17 protein-coding genes and 1 pseudogene are annotated in these 17,855 nt (G+C 58.0%); 8 read left to right on the forward strand and 10 right to left on the reverse strand.

Going from position 1 to position 17,855, the window contains the following annotated elements; translation table 11 throughout:
• Positions 1 to 173 precede the first annotated feature (173 nt).
• Positions 174 to 1,034 (forward strand): phytanoyl-CoA dioxygenase family protein, encoded by an 861-nt coding sequence (locus tag XH93_RS10350; RefSeq protein ID WP_194473398.1) that lies wholly within the window; start codon positions 174 to 176, stop codon positions 1,032 to 1,034.
• Positions 1,035 to 1,116: 82 nt separating this feature from the next.
• Positions 1,117 to 1,630, forward strand: a pseudogene (locus XH93_RS10355) (IS5/IS1182 family transposase); the annotation flags it as partial.
• Positions 1,631 to 1,641: 11 nt separating this feature from the next.
• On the opposite strand, the gene XH93_RS10360 reads toward XH93_RS10355, so the two are convergent.
• From XH93_RS10360 to XH93_RS10390, 7 genes are all read right to left on the reverse strand, one after another.
• A complete protein-coding gene (locus XH93_RS10360; protein WP_194473399.1) occupies positions 1,642 to 2,469 on the reverse strand; it encodes a class I SAM-dependent methyltransferase in 828 nt (275 codons plus the stop codon).
• Positions 2,470 to 2,703: 234 nt separating this feature from the next.
• Positions 2,704 to 3,759 carry a succinylglutamate desuccinylase/aspartoacylase family protein gene (locus XH93_RS10365; RefSeq protein ID WP_194473400.1) on the reverse strand — a complete coding sequence of 352 codons (1,056 nt, stop codon included), beginning with the start codon at positions 3,757 to 3,759 and terminating at the stop codon, positions 2,704 to 2,706.
• Between the two features lie 63 nt (positions 3,760 to 3,822).
• Positions 3,823 to 4,527 (reverse strand): class I SAM-dependent methyltransferase, encoded by a 705-nt coding sequence (locus tag XH93_RS10370; RefSeq protein WP_194473401.1) that lies wholly within the window; start codon positions 4,525 to 4,527, stop codon positions 3,823 to 3,825.
• A 135-nt stretch (positions 4,528 to 4,662) separates the two neighbouring features.
• A complete protein-coding gene (locus tag XH93_RS43050) occupies positions 4,663 to 5,196 on the reverse strand; it encodes a GNAT family N-acetyltransferase (protein WP_194473402.1) in 534 nt (177 codons plus the stop codon).
• A complete protein-coding gene (locus XH93_RS10380; protein ID WP_194473403.1) occupies positions 5,196 to 6,374 on the reverse strand; it encodes a PLP-dependent aminotransferase family protein in 1,179 nt (392 codons plus the stop codon). The genes XH93_RS43050 and XH93_RS10380 overlap by 1 nt, the downstream gene beginning before the upstream one ends.
• A 34-nt stretch (positions 6,375 to 6,408) precedes the next feature.
• Entirely contained in the window at positions 6,409 to 7,032 is a 624-nt protein-coding gene (locus XH93_RS10385) for a CDP-alcohol phosphatidyltransferase family protein (protein WP_194473404.1), read from the reverse strand.
• A 666-nt stretch (positions 7,033 to 7,698) separates the two neighbouring features.
• Entirely contained in the window at positions 7,699 to 8,907 is a 1,209-nt protein-coding gene (locus XH93_RS10390) for a pyridoxal phosphate-dependent aminotransferase (protein ID WP_194473405.1), read from the reverse strand.
• Between the two features lie 85 nt (positions 8,908 to 8,992).
• Here XH93_RS10390 and XH93_RS10395 point away from each other — a divergent pair, with 85 nt between their 5' ends.
• Entirely contained in the window at positions 8,993 to 9,160 is a 168-nt protein-coding gene (locus XH93_RS10395) for a hypothetical protein (protein ID WP_194473406.1), read from the forward strand.
• Between the two features lie 337 nt (positions 9,161 to 9,497).
• Here XH93_RS10395 and XH93_RS10400 read toward each other — a convergent pair whose 3' ends face one another.
• Together XH93_RS10400 and aepX are read right to left on the reverse strand one after the other, a co-directional pair.
• A complete protein-coding gene (locus XH93_RS10400) occupies positions 9,498 to 10,256 on the reverse strand; it encodes a phosphocholine cytidylyltransferase family protein (protein ID WP_194473407.1) in 759 nt (252 codons plus the stop codon).
• A gap of 353 nt (positions 10,257 to 10,609) precedes the next feature.
• On the reverse strand, positions 10,610 to 11,482 hold the full coding sequence (aepX, locus tag XH93_RS10405; protein ID WP_194475087.1) for a phosphoenolpyruvate mutase: 873 nt from the start codon (positions 11,480 to 11,482) through the stop codon (positions 10,610 to 10,612).
• 651 nt (positions 11,483 to 12,133) lie between these two features.
• Between aepX and XH93_RS10410 the strand changes: the two genes are divergently transcribed.
• The 4 genes from XH93_RS10410 to XH93_RS10420 all read left to right on the forward strand — a co-directional run bounded on the left by XH93_RS10410 (position 12,134) and on the right by XH93_RS10420 (position 15,795).
• A complete protein-coding gene (locus XH93_RS10410; RefSeq protein ID WP_194473408.1) occupies positions 12,134 to 12,805 on the forward strand; it encodes a type VI secretion system ImpA family N-terminal domain-containing protein in 672 nt (223 codons plus the stop codon).
• Positions 12,806 to 13,628: 823 nt separating this feature from the next.
• Complete coding sequence (locus tag XH93_RS43055; protein WP_371814969.1) at positions 13,629 to 13,820, forward strand: transcriptional regulator domain-containing protein; 192 nt, start codon at positions 13,629 to 13,631, stop codon at positions 13,818 to 13,820.
• Between the two features lie 58 nt (positions 13,821 to 13,878).
• Positions 13,879 to 14,412: a DUF2285 domain-containing protein gene (locus XH93_RS10415; RefSeq protein WP_246799557.1), complete on the forward strand. Its 534-nt coding sequence runs from the start codon at positions 13,879 to 13,881 to the stop codon at positions 14,410 to 14,412.
• A 153-nt stretch (positions 14,413 to 14,565) separates the two neighbouring features.
• Positions 14,566 to 15,795: a glycoside hydrolase family 18 protein gene (locus XH93_RS10420; RefSeq protein ID WP_194473409.1), complete on the forward strand. Its 1,230-nt coding sequence runs from the start codon at positions 14,566 to 14,568 to the stop codon at positions 15,793 to 15,795.
• Between the two features lie 539 nt (positions 15,796 to 16,334).
• Here the strand turns inward: XH93_RS10420 and XH93_RS10425 are convergent.
• Complete coding sequence (locus XH93_RS10425; protein ID WP_194473410.1) at positions 16,335 to 16,544, reverse strand: hypothetical protein; 210 nt, start codon at positions 16,542 to 16,544, stop codon at positions 16,335 to 16,337.
• A gap of 360 nt (positions 16,545 to 16,904) precedes the next feature.
• Here XH93_RS10425 and XH93_RS10430 point away from each other — a divergent pair, with 360 nt between their 5' ends.
• A complete protein-coding gene (locus tag XH93_RS10430; RefSeq protein ID WP_194473411.1) occupies positions 16,905 to 17,132 on the forward strand; it encodes a hypothetical protein in 228 nt (75 codons plus the stop codon).
• Positions 17,133 to 17,855: the final 723 nt, after the last annotated feature.

Genomic DNA, 17,855 nt, shown 5'->3' on the forward strand with positions numbered 1-17,855 from the left:
GGCGCTATGGACCATCCAAGAACTGTCCGGTCAGCCGCGGTACTCCGGCGAACTCAAGCAACCTGGCGATGTGGTGATCCTTTGTAGCGGGCAAGGTCTTGCCAATGCCAGTACCGTCCCAAACGCTTTCTTCGTTCAAGTCAAAACGTCGACTGGCTATCAAGGAGAGAAAAATGCCGAAAATGTTGAGTGAAGCCCAGGTTGAACAGTATCGTTCAGAAGGGTTCGTTTGCCCACTTGATGCTCTTTCAGTCGAAGAGGCTGCTGAATTTCTCGCGCGCATGGAGGATCTCGAAAATCGAGAGCCTGACCTTTGGGTGCGGTCCAAGATCAAGCCGCATCTGCTGATGCTGTGGCTCAACGATCTAATGAGGAATTCGAACATTTTGGATGCAATCGAGGACGTGCTTGGGCCAGATATCATGGCCTGGGCGACCGGACACTTTGACAAGAAGCCTCACGATCCGAGCTTTGTAACGTGGCATCAAGATGGGACATATTGGGGTCTTTCCGAGCCAAGCGTTGTGACGGCCTGGGTGGCATTGACGCCCAGCAACCGCGAGAACGGATGCATGAGAGTGATTCCCGGCAGCCATCACAAGGGCCAACTGCCGCATAGAGACACCGACAATAAAAACAATTTATTGAGCCGAGGGCAGGATGTCGAGGTCGATGTCGATGAAGATCAGGCTGTCGATTTGGAGCTTCGTCCCGGCCAGGTATCTCTTCACCATACCATGCTCATTCATGGCTCAAAGCCGAATTTCTCCGACACGCGCCGCCTGGGGATCACCATTAGATACGTCGCTGCGCACGTCAGCCAGACGAGTGGCTTTAGGGACAGCGCAACACTAGTACGCGGAACCGACAAGTATCAAAACTTCATCGCCGAGCCACGTCCGCGCTGGGATTTTGATCCTGACGCCGTTGAATTCTACAACGAGATCGTTGCCGAAAGCCGCAGACGCAAGGATGCGATCGCAGCCGATCACCAGAACAGGCAAGAGCTGCTCAAGGCAACAACCAAGCTCTGAGCCATCACCATTTGCGATGGGACTTGGCGCTGAGCTACGACGAAGGCTCCGCGCCAACACCCGTTGCTCGCACCGCCCAACCGAGGGCAAGGCCTCAGCGCCTTACGAGTTCGGCGTCAAAGCCTCGATCGTCACTACCAACGGCCGGCCCCCGGGCGGCCAGTTCGTGCTGCATGCCAAGGCGCTGCCGGGCAATCCGTATGACGGCCACACGCTCGGCGACGTCATCAACCGTACCGAAATGGTCACCGGCTGATAGAGCGCCGACTATGTCGACAAGGGCTATCGCGGCCACAAAACGGAAAACCCGCGCCGCGTCTTTATCTCCGGTCAGAAGCGTGACGTCTTCGGGGTGATCAAACGCGAGCTCAGGCGCCGCTCAGCCATTGAGCCCGTGATCGGACACCTGAAGACTGACTGACGCCTCGGCCGCTGTCACCTCAAGGGCCGCGAGGGCGATGCGGCCAACGTCGTCCTCTCCGCCGTCGGCCACACTCCGCCTCGTCCTCGCCTGGCTGAAGCCTCTGTTGCGCCTCATCCTGCTCGCCCTATGCCGAGCATTCGCCCTCGCGCCGGCATTCAGATGGGCTTCCTAACGGACGACCAACTAGCGTGCGGACACCATTGCGTAAGTTACCTCGGTCACATACGGCTGCTCCAATGAGCCGTCGATGGAGTAACGGCGAAAAAGATCGCGTAGAAACTCGACCACCTTGCTGCGGCCGACTACATCGGCAGACCGCTGAACAATGCTTGTTGAAAGCCCCGCGATGAGGAAGTTCTCCAGGTTTGTCTCAAAGTCCCATTCCCACGACTGTACTCTTACATCCGAAAAACGATGATCTTCCAGCAGCTCGGATCGAAAGTGGACGTTGGAGTAACCTCCGTCCTTGTTGGTAAAGGTGCCGCGGCGATATTCCGGGACACAACTCTCGATATAACGGTGAAACTCAGTTAGTGCTTCGCTATCCCAGTATCGATGTCGATTGTGAACGAGCGCCAGCATACCGCCGGGCTGAACTGTTCGCACGACCTCCCCGAAGAATTTCTTTCGATCGAATCTATGCGCCGCCGTAGCGGATACAATTGCTGATAACGAGGCCCGCGGGAAAGGCAATTGTTCCGCGGGAGCATTTCGAAAGCTCACCTGCAGATCAGGTGGCATGGCCTCCATTGCCACCTGAATCATGTCGAGATTGGGCTCGACCCCGATTATCGGAACCGTGCCCTTGACCTCTTTCGCCAAGACCCGAGTGAAGATACCAGTTCCGCTCCCGACATCCGCGATACTTCCAGCGAGCCTTAAGCGTTGAATGTGCAGCGATATCAATTTTGCGACGTCAGATGGATAGCTGGGCTGGGAACGGTCATAGTTTTGGCCCTCGCCGGTAAATTCGGCCCACGACGTGTTGAATATCCTCGGACGTTTACGCACTTTTCTTCTCAGCTGACGGCGCAGTTTCTATTAGGAAACCATTGACAGAGCGACAGGGTTAAAATTGCCCGACAACCCTCGGTTTGCTCTCGATCATATATGGCCAGACACGGCAAATCTCGTGCAAAGTGAATGGATTCGATCACCTTACGTCTTGGAGCGGAACGTCGCATTACCTGACATCAAGGTTCGTACTTTGATCACGCTGGTGGGGGGGGTAGCGCGGGATATCATTCATACGAATCCCGGCGCGTGTTCAGCCCCGAACGCGATCCGATAGAGACAATCGCCGCGCTCCACTTGCGTCATGAATCGTGCAACGGTGACAACACCGTCCTCGTCGAAACGATATTCGCTCGACGAGCGGCCGGGACTGTCAACAACATGTATCCTTCCGGCTAGATCTCCGCGTCGAACTTCATTGCCCACGATCACAGCGGGTTCGAAGAGGCCCGCTTCCATTGCCCAAATCATGGTGTCTGGCCGGTCAGATGAGAGAACGCGCGTTTTCATCGGCGACGAAGCATCACTGATCTTAGCTAGAACGCCGACCTTGTGCAGAACCCGAACTAATCCTTGCTCTGTTAAAGCGAGGGAATGGGAGGTCACCGATCCGGCCCCCCCGAGCTCGGCACCTATCGCTATCGCTCCCTGGCGTGCGCTCGCAGCTAGCGCGATTTTCCCAAAATGTGGTTGAGATCGTGAAGCATAAACGATCGTGTATGGCGCCCCAAACGCCTGGGCCAGCGCCATCTGCCGCTGAAAGCGAAGAGCATCTCCTTCGGCAACCACGATGGCAGCGGCCACGTGCATGATTGACGAACCGCCGGAATGGAGATCGATCACGAAATCGGCAATGGCCATTAATGCGTGTTCGATGTAGGCAGCGATTTGTTGGGTAACGCTGCCATTCGCCTCACCTGGAAAGAGCCTGTTCAAATCTCCGCCGTCAATCGGTGAAGTTCTCGTGCCGGCCTTTGCCGCGGGAAAATTGGCCATCGGAACAATAAGAACGCGCCCGGTAACATCGACCGGCTGAAGGTCCGCAGCGAGCTTGGAGAGAGCTAACTGACCTTCATACTCGTCGCCATGAATGCCTGAGATCAGAAGTACGGTTGGACCGGAACGATTCTTTATGCATGTGATAGGTACCGGCAACCAATAATAGCATGAGCGGGTGGTGGAATGCTGAATTCCGATGTACCCGTGACTCTTGCCTTCTCGGTCGAAGTCGACGCCAATTAGCCTTACATTTGGTATGTCCGTCGTGGCTTCGTTCTTGCCGCTCATTCCAATATCCCGTTGCTTGCAAAAAAATCGCAAATCCATCGTGCCTGGCGGAGACGCTCGAAATCATGCTCTTTCGTTGGGCGCCTCTTGTCCAAGAATCCAAGCGTAAGTACGCAACTTCAATACAACCGACTCTTCTGCCAAGAGACCACCGATCCGTTTGATAACAGCGTCCCACTCCTGTGCGTTCAGTGCACTCTGGAGATCGTTCCTTGATCGCCACATATTTAGATATCGGTCTTTGGACATAACTTCCGAATGATGAGAGTCCAGAAAGATGCGATGATCAAAGAAGTCGCTCGTGGCTGTGCCGAGGCATTGGATAAATTCGAGAACCACGTCCGAATGGCGCGAGAAGGAGGGGACCGCTTCGGCTAAAAGTCGATCAATAGCCTGGACCGCCGTGTCGCAATCGGTGTCGAGCATCACCCAGATCGGCGTGAAATAGCCGCCCGGTCTTAATACGCGCCTGAATTCTCGGAGAGCAGCTTCCGTTTCTGTCCAGTGGAACGCATTCCCCATCAGGAGCCAGTCCGTACTTTGGTCGGCGAGACCGGTCGCCTCGCCGCTGCCCTTGAGCCACCGGAAAGGGAAATCGGGCTCGAAGTGCCGTCTCCCTTCTTCGCGCATCGTGTCATTGGGCTCGATCGCGGCGCCAACGAATGCCCGCGCCGCGAGTTCGCGCGTCAGGAGACCTGTGCCTGCGCCAACATCGGCGACCGCCGGATTCGGAAAGGAATTTCGGATCAGCAACGATAGAATATCCATGACGCATGCATCGTATCGCGGTCGGTCGCCGTAATAAGAGGCGGAGTTGGTAAAGTCCCCGAGAGTTGAAATTGCCGAAGATGCCATGAATACCTTCACGTTAGTTGTTAGGCTGAGCCAAGACAGCGACGACGGTTACAGTCGCCGTTCAATGCGAAAATGGGGCTGAACTCCCGGCATGAGTCGCTCATCGCTAATACGGGCAAAGCCGTGGTTAAGATAGAATCTGATCGCCGAGCTGCGTCCGTTGGCCCAGAGAACTGACGCCTGTCGACGCCGAAGGAGTCTAGCTCCGTGCTCAAGCACGGCGGCCGCGTAGCCGCAATTGCGATGCCGAGGATGAGTTGCCATTCCCCTCAGGCGCCACGAAAAGCCGATTGCGGAATAGGCGCCATCGTCCGACTGGTCCTCCAGTAGGAAAGTTGCCACCGATACGAGCCTGAATCCGACAAATGCGGCCAAATGGAATTGCTCTTTTGCATACGCATAGGCCGGTACAGCCTTTGCCTCGGCCGGTTGAAGTCCTATTTTTCGTAGCTCGTAACAATCGGCTTCCTTCACGGTCCCGATGTGAAGTGTTTGGTCGGCGAGCAGAAAACCAGGCACCCGGGAAATGTGTCCCGTGCTGTGGAGAGAGTCCGCCGCGCAGTGAAGCCGGGAATCCGCCATCAGCCCTTCCTCGCTTTTGTGTAACTCGGCGCAACTTCGTTGCGAGTGTCGTTCAGAATATCCAATCCTGTCCGTAACGTCTGATGATCAGAGGGCACGCCGATTCCAATTCGAAACCGGGCAGCACTTTCGTCGGAAGTTGGTGAGAAAGAGCCGCCCGGCGCAATCAATACACCTTTCGTTCGCGCCGCATGTTCGAAATCCTTGGCGGAGCACCCTGGAGGCAAATCAAGCCAAACATGGTAGCAGAAGGGAGGGACGCTTATCGCCCAGGAAGCAAGCGAACTCTGGAGGATTTCTTGCCGGGCGTTTGTATCCGCGCGAACCGATTCCAGGATCGCTTCAGCGGTATCCTGCTCGATCCACAGCGTCGCAATCTCAGCAATCAGCGGGGCGACCATCCAGTTGGTTGTCTTAACGCCAGGCCAGAACACTTCGCGTGCTATTGTCTCGCTTGGGGCGACGGTGTATGCGATGCGCAATTGCGCAGCCAACGATTTGCTAAGCCCAAGGATGTACCATGTGCGTTCGGGCGCGAATGTTTGGAGCGGTGGCGGAGCAGTCTCAGGCAAAACTCCATAGATGTCGTCTTCGAATATCCAAAGGTTGTTCCGCCTGGCTACTTCAGCGACCGCGGCGCGACGTTCAGCCGACATGGTTGCGGCGGTGGGGTTGTGGAGCGTCGGCATGCAGTAGAGAGCCCGTGCCTCACTGCGAAGTCTGATGCAGGCGTCGCCGAGCGCGTCCGGAATGATACCTTCGTCATCCATCTTGATTGGAACGAGCTTTATGCCGAGCAGTGAGCTGATTGGCTTCATCGCCGCGTATGTTAGCTCCTCCGTCAGTAGGATGTTGCCGGGCTGAACAAACGAGGCCAAGAGCATCAGCAGGGTGCTCTGCGTGCCGTTGGATATAACGATCCGATCCGGATCAGGAGCGCCCCCAAGGCGTCTTGCAACCCAACCTGCTGCGGCGGCTCGATCTCGCGCCGTGCCGGTAAAGCGGGGAAACCGAATAGCTCCGGCAATATCGATACCCTCCAGCTCGTCAAAAGCGAGGGCAAGTCGGTCTCCGATAAGTGGGCTAGGCGGCGGAAAATTTCGTGCAAAATCTATAGAGATCGCAGAAGTAACTGAGGATGATGCGCCGCTGTTCGCAACCTTTGATAGCCCACTCATTGTACCATCCTGTTAGGCGGGTTTGGGATAGTTGCTAAAGATGACCTATCCCCGAAGCCAAGGCCAATGCGATAGAGCCGGCTATGGCAAAGCCGGTCGCGATCGGAACCCCGGCTCCCCGAATGGCCGGGACGCGGATTGCCGTTGTCACATGCAACGGCGCGAGGATGATGAAGGCTGCAGCAATAATCGTCGGAAAGCTATTATCCGGCAACAACGGGCGGGCGAGCAGCAGGACAGCAGCTAACGGTGTGTTGTATGAAACCGGAATACCGGTAAACTTCGCATCCTCGGTGAGCCCGATATTCTCGAAATAGCTGAGCCTGATTGCGCCCGCCAATACCAGAACCAAGCTCGCGACGAGCGACAGTGCCGTGCCTTTGCCAATAAGGATAATGATCGTAGCGGGGAGGACGACGCCGTGGATAAGGTCGCCAAAGCCATCAAAGCTCTTTCCGAAGTTCGCCACGACTGGGCGGCGAAGATGGATGGTCTTGCGAGCAACATGCCCGTCCCAATGATCAAGAAACCAAGTCCAGAGCATTGCCGCAACGCCAAGCTCTATCTTGCCATTGAGGATCAGGAAGAGGCCGATGACGGCAAATAGATAGCCGAAGGCCGTAATGGCGTTTGCATAGTCTCGCAAATACCCGATCATCGTCGGGGTCCTGCTGCCAGCGAAATCAAGCTGACCGTGGGAGCGGCGCAGCACATTGGCAGTGCGACAGCATCAAGCGCCAAGGGCAGATCATCTTCACGATCGATCTCGAACCATGGAATATCGCAGCATCGGTTACGATGGCTGGCCAAACTCGAGGCGGAGCGCGGGGAAGCGCTCGACGTAGAACGAAGACAGATCCGTCGCGAGCCAGATCGACCGCCGAAGCGCTGATCTATGGGCTGAACGCCGCAACAGCGACGCTCTGCTTGGTAGATGAGACGGTTCGAAGTGTCCTTCCGAGAATATCGCGCTCGAACAACACGTTGCTTTCGAGAATGTTGCCCGCAAGCATTATGTTTCGGGCGAGCCGTTGTGAACAGGAGCTGCCGCTCCGATCGATAAAGGGATTGTGGACATAGTCGGCATCCAGATCCCGGAACAGGTGAGCGCCGGACCGTCTGATGTTTCGTTGCCGGTAGCTCACGACGAAGGTTGCTTTGCGCGTTCGGTACGCAAAGCCGGTGCAGCATCGGAAGCCTGTCCGGCTCCCTAAATGATCCAGGAACGTATCCTGGGTAGGGGGCCGATCTCAAAGCTGATCCCACCGCAAGGATAACGGCCCTTGTACCATTGAGCATTTCAATACCTCTGTCTGGTGAAGCTTCAGGCCGCGGCTGTCCTGGTCTTCAGGCTGGTCAGAGTCTCGACGACGCGTTTCAGTCCTGACTCCAACAAGTCTGGTGGAGCGCCGAAGGAGAGGCGAAGGCCGTTCACGTCGCCAAACGTGCTGCCAGCAACGGATCCCACACCGGCTTCGTTCAGGAGCAATCGTGCGATATCATCGGTGGATCGGATGGGAAATCCAGCCGGCAGGGCGGAGACAAGCCTACTCAGATCGAGATAGAAGAAGAATGTGCCATCTGCAGCCGGCGGACTCACGCCCTGCAGACCCGCCAGGATGCGAAGGCCTGCATTGCGGGCCGCGGACAGGCGCTGATGCAGCTGTCGTTCAAACCTGCCGTCTGCGACCCTGAGGTGGTGCAGGATCGCGTGCTGAGCGATCACATTGGCGTTCGAGGTGGTATGGGTCTGCAGTTTTTTGGCCGCGGAAATGATCTCCCGGGGGGCCGCGAAATAACCCAGGCGCCAACCGGTGATCGCCAGCTCCTTGGAAAACGCGTTCACGAGGATCGTCCGCGAACGTACGCCCGGATGCGCCATGACAATCGACTCATGGCGGGAACCGGTGAATACAAAGCTCGAGTAGCATTCGTCGGAAATGATCCACAATTTGTAGTTAATTGCGAGATCGCCGATAGCCTGGAGAATTGTTCGATCATAAACGGCACCGGTAGGATTGTTCGGCGAATTGACGATAATCGCTTTGGTGCGCGGCGCGACTGCGGCGCGGATAGTGCCGATATCCGGAATATATGTCGGCGGGCAAGCATCAACGAATACCGGCCTTGCGCCGGCGAGAACGACTTGGGACGGGAATGTCGGCCAACAGGGGCGAATGATGATAACTTCGTCGCCCGGATCGAGCACGGCCAGCGCGGCGTCGAGGAGTCCTTGCTTTGCGCCCGCAGTGATTGCGATGTCCTCGGTATTCCAGCCGACGCCTGTTTCCGCCGACAGCTTTTCGGCGACGGCTGCGCGAAGCGGTGACAGCCCGATGGAATCGGTATAGCGGTTTGTACCGGCCTTGATGGCGGCAATCGCTCCTTCGCGCACGGATGATGGTGGCTCGGTGATGACTTCGCCCGCCGCCAGATCGATGATTTGACGACCGGCCGCGGCAGCTTCCTGGGCTGCCTCGCGGGCGGCGGCGGTGCCCGAACCCGAAAGCAAAGAAATCCGCTGTGCCAACATGTGCGCTCCTTCTGAGCTGGTTATCGAGCTTGTGAAGCTGATCCGAAGCGCGTGACCGCCGTTAGGCGATCTGTTTCGATACCTCGTGGGCAAGCTCATCGCAGCCGATGAAGCTGAAAAGTTCATCGGCGCCGGCAACATCGTGATTTTCAACCCGAGCGCGCTCGACGATCTCGCCGGAGAACGTACGGTGTGCTTCTATCAGGAAGGACAGGTCGGGGGTGGAGCAGATCCCAGCGCGCGTCATTGCTGAAACTGAGGAAATGGAGCATCGATCAGGGCCGTTGGCGAGAACAGGTTGTGGTGGATCTTGCATGCGAACTTCTTGCATCTGCACTTGTCTGGCCCGACGGTTCATCAACGGCAGGTGAACATTCTTCTGGCATCTAGATCAACTACAATTCTCGGTGGTTGATCGCGACTTGAACCATGCGCCTGCTGGGCCTGCATGATATGCTTGATCGTTGCCACAGGAATTTGGGACGGCGCGATTTGAAGATAAACGAAAGCGGGCGTCGCCGCAGCCAGGTACCGTAGCATTGGATATTCACGTCATTTTCCAGTTTATGTGGCGCACTGGGGGCGTTCGTCTATACAAAAATGCGCTCCGCGACGCGCAGGTCTTCGATGCTGTCGATTTCGTACCACCTGAGATCGTCGCAGCGCGCCGCTGTGAGTTGTAGGCCGCGCCGTTCCACGAGATAGGCAAGAAGCTCTTCGATGTAGGCCTGCGTGGCTCCGGACCCGATGATATCGTTCAGCGCTGGAACGATCGTTGTCCTCAGCGTCGTCGCTGAAAATCGTAGCAGGTTCATTGTCTTGAAGAGCCTTGGGCCACCCGCGACGAGGTTTGCTGCGGTCTGCTTCATGCGGAAACAAGTGATCAGGCCGGCATCCGACAACAAAACTGCCGAACCTTCCATCAATTCGTTGAAGGGAGCGACTGCGGCCACGTCGGTTGCTTGGCTGTCCACGAGGTGACGTAACGTATCCTCTTCGAAGAACACGTCGCCTTCGAGAAGAAAACAATCCCCGGACAGAAGTGTGTCGCGCGCCAGCCAGAGGGAATAAGCGCTTCCGGTACGATCGAACACCGTCGATTCGATATACTTGATTTCGAGCTCGCCAAAACGGCTGCCGCAGGCATATTGAATGGCATCTTTCCGGTAACCCACGACGACGGTTACTTCTTGTACGCCGACGGATTGCAGATTGCGCAGAGCGTTGTGAAGGATCGCAGTGCCGTTGACTTCGACCAGCGGCTTCGGCCGCAGATCTGTCAGAGGACGCAGGCGGGAGCCACGGCCGGCGGCGAGAATGATGGCGGTCTTGGGAGCACGGGTTGCCATTTGTCCCTTTCGTTGCAGCGCGCATTGCGATCTGCCGTTCCCAGGCGCTGAAAACGCCGACGCGTGCCTCAGGCGGTCGCATTCGCAGTGGCATAAAGTCTGCGGCAGCCAGCCAAAATTGAGCCTGCGCGTCAAAGCAGACGAATGGTCCTCGCTGTTCTTCGCTATCTGCCATCAACATGCCGCGCCGCGAGACGGCAAGGCTTTGGGCCGCGTGAGAGCTGTCTCGCCATTTGAGGATATCTCCGGTATGACGTGAGTCGGTTAAGGTTGCAGTCCAACCTGGCTGCAAGCGAAGACGTGCAGGATGACGGTTCGTCGCGAACGAGCAGGGCTGCTGCGCGGATGAAAATCTATTGTCTTGGATCAAGGGGCTGAGGCAGATATCGTGCTTCCGCGTGGGCGAGCTCGTTGTACTCTAGCAGTTCGAAGAGCTCGTCGAGCGTCGCAATATTGGGCTCAATGCTCGCAGGGCTCTCCTCGGCGAAGATACGACCGCAGACCTGCCGCATTGCCGCTACAGAAGCTCGCATGGAATGGTTTGCCCAGATCACCGTGGAAAACCGGGCTTTGCGATAAGCGGAGACTGGCGTTCGATAGTATTTTGTTGGAACAATCACCACCGGCAGCCTGTTCTGCCAGGCGCGCATGAAGGCAAACACCTCGTCCGCGGCGCTCTTTCGCGAATGAATGAGGATCGCGTCGGCTCCCGCATCGGCGTAAGCGCCGGCGCGCGAAATCGCTTCGTCCATCCCGTGACCACCGATCAGCGCTTCTATCCGGGCCACAAGGACGAAGTCTTCCGCGACTGTATCCTTCACCGCACGCAGGCGGCCAGAGAATTCGTCGATGTCGGCGAGCGGATGCCGATCACCAACGAACGAGTTCGTCTTCGGAAAAGCGCTGTCTTCCAGCGCGACCCCGGCAGCGCCCCGCTGGTGCAGTTTGCGCGCCAGCAGGCGAGCGTTGTTAAAGTTGCCGAACCCACCGTCCCCGTCGACGAGAACCGGCAGTTGGCTCGAATCCACGATCCGCTCTACGACTTCGACGAGCTGACTCCACGATCCTTCACTCGCGTCCCGGTAGCCCAAAGAGGAGGCTATCGACAGGCCCGATGCCCAGAGGCCGGTGAAACCTGCGCGCTTGGCGATCGCGGCGGAGAGCCCGTCATGCGCTTCCATGAGGAACGAAAGTTCGCGGCTGCAGCAGACCTGAGCGCGCAGCATTTCGGCAAGTGACGAATCACCCGATTGAACGGAGCCGTTGGCGAGGACAGATGGTGATTGATCTTGCATACCTATCCCTCGTGCACTTGGCCGGCCGGCGATCGTCGGCGAACGTGACATGTGTCTGTCATCTAGATCAATTGCGCGGGTTGGTAGTTGACTAGATCTCAAACTGTGGAGGCTCGCTGTAGAGGCGCAGGAACTCCGGCTAAGGCCAGACCATCACGAGATGATCAATCGTTTCTGGCGAAAGCTGCGGATCTTTCAGTGCGCCTGCGGTTCTTGAGACCACCCGTGCGCGCACCGGCTAATTTACCGGCATTCCGCGATCCTCATTAACGTTCGGGGACGCACGAGGGGGTGTCTGAACTTGAGGCGCCAGCGGGCTAATGATTGAGCCGACCTGAGGGCTCTGATGTCAGCTATGCAACGTTCTGTCGCTCCCATGACACATCCGATCGAGCAAATAGCGTTTACAAACCAAGCAATGCGATTGGCATAAGGTTTGATTGAGGCTTGTAAGTAGCAGCGCTTGCCCGAGGAGCGACAGTGGTTGCAAGAGCATCGCTCTCAGCGGATCGTCTAGGATGAGGACGAAATTGGCCGTTCCAATGACGCAAGGCCTCGCGATGCGCATGTGGTAGTGTCGGCATGATTGACTATTGGATTGTGGTTCGCGACAACATCGATGCGCGCTCGCGCCGTGGCGCTGCGCCCGTGCCGGGTCCTGTACCTGCCGGCATCGATGTTCGTGAAGCAGCCGAATTCAAATGGATCGAGGCCGAGGTTCGCCGGATGGATGCCTGCGGACCGACTGCGGTCGATTGGAGCAAAGTCAGTAGGCTGTCGCTTAATATCTTGGCGGAGCAGTCAAAAGACATTCTGGTCGCCTCTTGGATGACCTATGGTTTGTTTCGGGTCGAGGGGTATGAGGGTCTTGCTGTTGGCTTCGGCGTCTTGCGCTCCATGGTGGAGGCGCATTGGGAGAGGCTATTTCCGCCGTTGAAGCAGAAAGGTGCTCGGGGCAGAGCACTCGATTGGCTCGTTGGTCGCCTTAGGCCGGCCGTGGCTGGGATTGCGCCGACCGCGGCCGACTCTTTGGCGGTGGTCGCTGCCTACGATGCGCTTGATGATCTCGCTCGCCAACTCGGCTGGAAACTGGAAAGCGGGCGGCTCGCTTTGGAGGGTTTGCTCCGGGCGCTGCAATCGTATCACGAACAAGCCACCCTAGAGCTGGCCACCGCAACCCAGCGTGCGGCCGAAGCGGTCCGAGCCGCCGAGTGGGCGGGAGGCGCAGTGGCGGAACACATATCGTCGGGCTGATGTTGCTCAAACAGCAACACCGAATGTCGCGCTATCCCACGCCGATGGCGAGCGCGCTGCCTTTATGGACCGTTTGACCAGTATGATGTGGCAATCCATTCTTTCAGGGACACACTCGCCCGTCCTGAACGAACAGCGTGAAGCTCCCCGAGCGCTTCGGCATGTAGCTGAACGCCTTGGCTGGGCATGTCTTCGGGAGAAGTCGGCGAGCTGCGCGCTTCATGCGGGATGAGCTGCTGCGTCACCTGCCGGTCCGAGCCGGTTTCTCCGTCAGGGCGGTCCGTCTTCGTTTGTCAGGACAATGGCACCCATCTTCGCTGGAGCCGCGGCGATCCCCTTCGCACAGGCTTATCTGGTCTCTTGGCTCGCCCAAGATGCTGGGCGGTGCGGGCTGCAACGAGACCGGAAGTTTGAACTGTCGCGAACCAAAGTTCTGCGCCTGTCGGCTGCGAGTCTCTCGGCTCAACTGGGCCTGGACGGTTGATCGAAGCGCTTGGACCAAAGACCATTGGCGCCCAATGTCCGATTGTCCTGTGGGGTCTCACTTCCTTGTATTCGGCGGGACAGGATTCGACCTATGGCTCATCCAGAACCATTGAGCGTCGAGGCGGCATGGCGGGCCATCGCGATCCCCTGCGCCGAGGTGTGTAAAGTTGGGTGTGACGCCATCTGAGGCGCACATGGCTTCATTCAATCGCAAAAGTTGATCGTTCCATCGCACGAGCGCATCGAACATGGAATAGTTGCATGACCGCAACCAGAAATCGTCACAAGGCTGCAGTTTCCTTGCATTTGCATTCGGAAATGCGGGGAAAATAGTACTATGCCAGGTGCCGATTGGAAATCAGAGAGTGCGTATCACGAGGTCAAGAAAGCAGAAACTGTCGACATCGCCTGGGAATGGCTTCGCCGCGACTGCGAATATCACGAGGACTTTAGGGCGCTCCTCAGCAGCAAAACATCCAGCGCGACGGATCACTTGCGAAGGAAGTGGGGGCTGACGTTTCCCGGCTGATCCACAATCGACGTTCGACAAACAAGCCATTTTCTGGGCCCCAGAGGTGCTATCGACCGTGCTAGCCGTTAGCGCGGCGATCGGCTCGACAACGTCCGGACCGTATGAGCTTGATCTCGTCAATCTGGCGGGCAGCAACTTTCGCGAGGCACCAGATGGATGGCATGCCATCGTGCCGCTCGGAGGAGCGAAGCATCGCCTTTGGCTAAGAGAAATCCCATCGAGCGGCTCATTGGTGGCGGTCGATCTGCCACTCGACCGCAACTTCGACATCCGTTTGCAGGCAGCACATCGATTTTGGCGAGCGCTCGAACAACGCCCGATTGGATCGCCCCCTCTCGCGCAATCGATTGCGACCCGGCACCGGCACATCCTTTCTCTACGTGCACTGGATGGGTGGTTGGAAGGAAATAGCTATCGCCAAATCGCGCAAGGCCTGTTTGGCGCGCTTCGCGTTCCCGATCGAGCGTGGAAAACGCACGATCTACGCAGCCGAACCATTCGCTTGGTCAAGATGGGGCTGCGTTTCATGCGGGGCGGCTATCGTGACTTGCTCCGTCAAAAGGACAAGGGTAAGGACGACACTTCCTGAGTTCTTCGCCGATCGGCTAGCTGTTCGCCGGGGTCGGTTAGTGTGCGGCTCATGGATGCGGTTGTGACGGCGGCGATATCGTTGAGGCGATCAAGATGTCGTCGGTTGGGACGATGCGGCAGGCCGGCGGAGAGCCAAAGGTCGTGAGCAGTGGTGGTTAATCGTCGAACATTCGCCGCAGGCGGGTTTTCCACCCTGTGCGGATACGCGCTGATGCAGCGGGGGCGAGCCGCGCCGGCTTGGCGTCCCGTGATCGCCGGCTACGTCGCCCCATGGAAGGTCCGGACGGGCGGCGCAAGCATCCGGACGATCCCGGTTCGCGAGCTGACCCACTTGATGTACGCGTTCGGTGTCATCTCGGCAGAAGGACTGGCCGAACTTGCGGATCGTTGCCTCGACGCAGGAGCCTGCGACGGAGCTGCGCCCCCCAGTCCGTTCGGCGGCAATTTTGCCCAACTCGCCGAACTGAAGCGGATCAATCCTCGGCTTCGGATCCTGATTTCGTTGGGCGGTTGGACCGGATCGAAATATTTCTCGGGCGCCGCTGCCACGCCGATTTCCCGCGCGCGGTTCGCGCAATCCGTCATCGACGGGTTCTTTCGGGCGTATCCGGGTCTGTTCGATGGCGTGGATGTCGACTGGGAGTTTCCCGTCTCGGGAGGGCGTCCAGGGAATCTCGAGCGCCCTGAAGACCGGAGCAATTTCACGCTCCTGATTGCGGAGCTCCGCCGAAGACTGTCTGAGTTCTCGGCATTGGAGCGCCGGGAGCTGGAGCTTACCATTGCCGTGTCAGCCGTCCCCGACAAGATCGTCAATCTGGAGGCGGCCGCTCTGGCCCGGCTGGTCGACCGGATCAATCTGATGGCCTATGACTATCACGCGGGCTCGGCCGTTGCCGGCTTCAATGCTCCACTGTTCGCTTGCGTCGGCGATCCAAGTCCCGATCTCAATGTCGATGCGAGCGTGAACGCCTTGATCCGGGCCGGGGTGGCGCCCGCCAAGGTGACGCTCGGGGTGGCCTTCTATGGCCGGGCCGTTGCTGACGTCCCGCCTGAGAACAATGGGCTCTTCCAGAAGGGAACGACAGCCAGCGCAGAGTGGGGAGGCAGCGATGGTATCGACTATCGGGATCTCGTGGCCCGGCTGCCGGTCGAGCAGGGCTTTCGCCGGTATTGGAGCGACGAAGCCCAGGTGCCTTGGCTCTATGACGCCGAGCGGCGCATATGGATCAGCTACGACGATCCGCTCTCCATCGCACGCAAGGCGATGTACGCGCGTGCGCGCGCACTCGCCGGAATCATGATCTGGGATCTGTTCGCCGACGACGGTTCGCTGCTCGCAGCACTTCGCACCGGCACCCTTCCTTCGCAAAAATCCGAATAGGTGTGTGGTCAGCGCGCCGCGTGCACTTCATCGAGCGTGCCTCGAACCAGCCGCGGCCAGGTCGGTGCTATAGAATCAGAGCCAAGTCCGATTGAAAGCGGCACGTCGAAGATCCGACAACCGGCAGCGTCGTTACAGAGGCATGCTGGCGGTTTTCGGCCGTGATGCGCGCCTAATTTTGAGGGACTAGCACGCCAATTTGAGCGACTTGAGGCTAGACTACATCGCCAAAGCCTTCTGAATTACGGCTTCTCTAGCGGGGAAGGTGGTCTTCGACCGAGCACACCAAAGCCCAGCGGTGAAGCCCGTTAGTCCAGAGCGCTTTGGTACTCGTTTCCCTCAAAACGAAAGCGGTTCGACGAACCTAGGAGCCAGGACACCGAATCTCGGGTCTTGAGCTCTCTAAACGAACTGCCAACAGCGTGTGGTGTTATCGGGGAAAAAGACGAATCGGAGCTTGATGCTCATGAGCACATGCATGGACCCAAAGCCTCTTGATCGGACATCTTGATTCGTGTCACCTGCCGGCAAGCGCGGCCTCACGTTCGATGAAGCGGGCTTGATGGTGTCCGCCTGCGCCAATCTTCTGCGTCGTACGTTTCTACCGGCAGCTGCAATCTTTTGGCTCGTTCGTCGCGGTCTTTCTTTCGAAACTCCCGCTCGCGACGCTCGAACTTGGCAAGCTCGTCATTGGTGGCTCGCATGAACTCAGCGTGTGAGGCGCCGGCGCTTGGGGGGCGGTCGGACATATTCATCTCCTGACAACTTGGTCAGAAACGTAAGCCGAAATGCCGGCGAATGGCCCAAGCTTACATCATCTTGAGGACGCAGCGAAATAGCAACGAATTGGGTGAGATCACCGCGAACAAAACGAGCGCTACAGCTTACGAAGCACGACAAATCAACAGCTTAGCGGCTCTTGCCGTGCAATCTTGGGGCGGCGCAATGCTCGAGCCGCCGCTGCTGGCTGAGATCGGCGCGGCGGCTCTTGGGCGAACGAAGCTCGCGCAAACGACCAGAACGCGAGCGCCGGCGGGGCCGATGAAGAAACGGCTAGAGGACAATTGGGGCGAAATCGGCTACGGTCTCAACCCCCAGAGGGAAAGGCCATGTCCGGACAGAATGAGAGGGCCTTGCGGCGCCCGGATGAGAAGCCGCTGCTTGCTCGACTGCGCAAGGTGCAGGCATGGCGCCGCGCTCGGCTTCAGCGGCTCATCACCGATCCGGACATTGAAACGAACGACCCGGACCGGCGTCATGCGATCAAGGCGGCGAAGCGCTACACGGAAGTAGCCACGCGCGCCAGAGCAATCCGCATGGGTCTTATCGATCGATAGCCCGGAGAGCAGTGCTTACCCGCTCCCCCCCCCAAAATGTTCACCTCGGGTTCATTGCTGGTCATTCTCTGCGGCCTCGCAATCGTTCTAGGCATCATAACTTTCTATGCTGCACGTCCGTACCAAGGGCGGGGATTTGCGCCGCAGCATGACGTGCTGTCGAATGGAAGGCTCGGCACCGAATGCTGTTCTGTAAGTCGCACGGCGGAGAGTCTGCCACGAGGTAGGGGCCCATTTCCGGCTGGAGCCCACGAAAACCGTGGGCTTGAGCGAGCGCAATAAATTCCTTCACCGCATTATACCTAAAGCCGAAAATCAATACTGACTGTAGCCAAGCGCGGGCGCCCCGGGCCGGAACGTCAGCACTGGCCAATGTTCGCAGTGACGCAACTGGATGTTGTCCTTCCTATAGCGCGTGGTGCGATCGATCGCCGCCAGAAGCCGCGAGATAGTCGGCCTTCACGCCCATCAAAGCGAGGACCACTTTGTCAGCGAACTCTCTGCGTCGAGGCTCATCATGTCCTCGCCGAGACCGCCTATGACGGCTACGCCTTGCGTGCACTCGTTAAGGCGATGAAGATCGAGCCTTCAAGTCCGACATGCGGCGCCTCATCCGGCACAATCGCGCCGCAGTCCTGGATGGGTGAATCAATGCGCCCGTTTGGCTGGCTGAGTGGTCAGCTTCCCGAAAGCTAGCTCTGCCACCCTGGCGTCGTGGGGGTA

It is taken from the genome of Bradyrhizobium sp. CCBAU 51753 (genome assembly GCF_015291565.1).
Classification (GTDB): domain Bacteria; phylum Pseudomonadota; class Alphaproteobacteria; order Rhizobiales; family Xanthobacteraceae; genus Bradyrhizobium; species Bradyrhizobium ivorense.